General features: G+C 42.8%; 3 protein-coding genes. All 3 read left to right on the forward strand.

What is annotated here, in order from left to right; all coding sequences use genetic code 11:
• Positions 1-320 (forward strand): helix-turn-helix domain-containing protein (locus H6S82_RS31230; RefSeq protein ID WP_191057334.1); only part of this gene is annotated, 320 nt, incomplete at its 5' end.
• 10 nt (positions 321-330) lie between these two features.
• The gene (locus H6S82_RS31235) at positions 331-1,632 is read left to right on the forward strand and encodes a cysteine peptidase family C39 domain-containing protein (RefSeq protein ID WP_242057185.1); all 1,302 of its coding nucleotides are present in this window, start codon (positions 331-333) and stop codon (positions 1,630-1,632) included.
• Positions 1,633-1,693: 61 nt separating this feature from the next.
• Positions 1,694-1,902 (forward strand): ATP-binding cassette domain-containing protein (locus tag H6S82_RS33820; RefSeq protein WP_242057186.1); only part of this gene is annotated, 209 nt, incomplete at its 3' end.

Raw genomic sequence — 1,902 nt, forward strand, 5'->3', positions numbered from 1 at the left:
TTGGCCGCCCTAAAAGCGTTAACGAACAATATCTAGAGCGTTTAAAAGAACTGGTAAGCCAGAGCCCGAAAGAATTTGGCTATCCATTTCGACGCTGGACAGCACAATGGCTGAGTAAGCATCTAGCCAAAGAGTTGGGTATTGAAGTGAGCGATCGCCATATCAATCGCTTGCTCAAAGACATGGGACTATCCACCCGGCCAAAACCAACTCCTGTCGAGGATATCGCACCAAATGCCAACCGTTTAGCGATTCGCGATTTAACGGAAACCTCCGTTTCAGTTTCCCCCGAATTTTGGCCTTTCAATTCCATTCGTTGAGATTGTAACTATGGTTCAGAATCAATCCGATTTATCTATTTCTAATGAACTGCTGGAAAAAACTCTAGGGCAATCTTTTCTAGAAAAAGAACTAGCAGCAGTGCGTCAAAATATTCAAGTTTTAGAGCCTCAGCCACTAAAACAATTTTGGAATTCACAAAACGCTGAAGGTGGCATCTGCATTATTATTGCAGGGAAAGTAAGATTAACTCATAGTCAGAGTGATAAACCTCTTTCATTAAAAGCAGGGGAATCATTTGGTGAGCTAACCTTATTTCCAGAAGAATCCTTTGAACCTTACTCAGCAAAAGCTACCAAAGATGCACTAACAATCTATTTTCTTCCCAGCCAGTACCTTGCCAACCTAAGTCGCAAATATCCTAAAATTCGAGAGCATCTTCATCAGCAGGCTGTTTGGCGAGATTCCCTACTCAGAGGAACTGACACTCCCACAGCAAACCAAAAAAAGAGTGAAAGAGAGACAACTTTTCTCGATCGCCAATCACCAGTTCAGCCAAAAAACCAGAAAAAAATTAGTAAAGCTTACTTTCCCAGCCCCACGTTACAAGTGGGCCACTTGTGGCAGCGCATTATTCGTCGTTATCCCTTCTTCGCACAACAAAGTGCATCAGACTGCGGTGCTGCTTCCTTAGTAATGGTTGCTCGCTATTGGGGGAAGCGCTTTAGCGTTAACCGCCTGCGAGATATGGCTAATGTCGATCGCAATGGTGCTTCTTTACGAGGTTTATCAGCAGCAGCGGAAAGTATCGGATTCTCTACCCGACCCGTGAAAGCCAGTTTAGACCAATTGGCAAAACAAAACCTACCTGCGATCGCGCATTGGGAAGGCAAGCACTACGTTGTAGTCTACGAAATCACCCGCAAGCACGTCATCGTAGCCGATCCAGCCATCGGTCAACGCACCCTTACCCACGCTCAATTTAAAACTGATTGGACTGGCTATGCTTTGTTATTGCAACCCACAGTTTTTATTAGAGATGCCAAAGAATACAGTACCCCATTTTGGCAGTTTTTTGAGTTAGCTAAACCACACGGTATTGTATTATTTGAAGTCTTCATTGCTTCCGTATTTATCCAAATCTTTGGATTGATTACGCCGCTATTCACTCAAATGATTTTAGACAACGTAGTTAAGCACCAAAGTCAGTTAACTTTAACCACTTTCGGGGTTGGTTTGCTAATTTTTAGCTTGTTCCGAGTAGCGATGACTGGACTGCGGCAATATCTGCTAGACCAAACAGCAAATAGAGTATTTACAGCAACAATCTCGCCAATCTTTACCGCCAATTAACGGTAACATTCGGTTTGATAAAGTTACTTTCCGTTATCATCCAGAAAGCGATATCAATGTTTTGGAAAACCTCAGTTTTGAGGTTAAACCAGGACAAACTGTAGCCTTAGTTGGTCGTAGTGGTTCTGGAAAAACAACGATTTCTAAACTTATTTTGGGGCTTTATCCTCCTACCGATGGGAAAGTGTTGATTGATGGTCAAGATATAAATAGTATCTTGTTGCGATCGCTCCGTTCTCAAATAGGTGTAGTTGACCAAGATACCTTCCT

Origin of the sequence: Planktothrix sp. FACHB-1355, from assembly GCF_014748295.1 — a bacterium.
Taxonomy (GTDB): domain Bacteria; phylum Cyanobacteriota; class Cyanobacteriia; order Cyanobacteriales; family Aerosakkonemataceae; genus Aerosakkonema; species Aerosakkonema funiforme_A.